Source organism: Acinetobacter sp. WC-743 (assembly GCF_000335555.1).
GTDB lineage: Bacteria > Pseudomonadota > Gammaproteobacteria > Pseudomonadales > Moraxellaceae > Acinetobacter > Acinetobacter bereziniae.
On the sequence record NZ_AMFQ01000012.1, the window covers coordinates 1 to 730 of the forward strand.

1 protein-coding gene is annotated in these 730 nt (G+C 34.1%); it reads right to left on the minus strand.

Translation table 11 applies throughout. From position 1 onward, the window contains the following. Positions 1–171: 171 nt before the first annotated feature. The coding region (locus ACINWC743_RS01690; protein ID WP_009584116.1) for a formylglycine-generating enzyme family protein at positions 172–730 on the minus strand (559 nt) is incomplete at its 5' end.

Here is a 730-nt window from a genome sequence, read left to right on the forward strand (position 1 = left end):
TAAGGCTAAAGTGGAGAGTAAAATAGCAATTATATTGTGTTTCATCATTTTTAAATAAGACTATCAATATTTTAGTTTTTATCCTAACTGATAATCTGTACAATATAAAGTTTGATTCTGTTAAAAAATATAAAGGTTAAAGGGGTTTGGCGTTTGTATAATAATAATTAATTAAAATAAAGGTTTAGGACTATTAGCAACACATCTCACTGAGGTCCTATAATAATCTTCAAAGTCATGACCTTTTAAATCGGGTTCTTTAAACATTCTTGAAAAAGTAAAGCCAAAAGCAGTTCGAATCATATATTCATCCCTGGTATTGGTACTTCTAAGGACTTTAGCTGTACCTGTTTCAGGTCCCTTAGGATTTTTTTCTGATGATTTAGAATAATAATCAGGTGCATACCAGTCAGCAACCCATTCTAAGTTTTCATTGATTAAGTCGTAAAAACCTAATGGAGTAGGTTGGTACGCACCTAATTGAGAAACTAAAATGATGGCATCCCCTGAAACCTTACGCGAGAAATCTTTTTGTTGTTCATAACTATTAAAGTTTTTCCCATATTCTACTTTACCATTATCGGTGGGATAGACCACTTGTTGTCCACGATTACGAGCAGCATATTCCCATTGTGCTTCAGTTGGTAAGTCCATAGGTACATTTAATTGTTTGCCTAACCATTGGCAGTAATCACGCGCTTGATACCAATTGAGTCCAGCGGCAGCATCT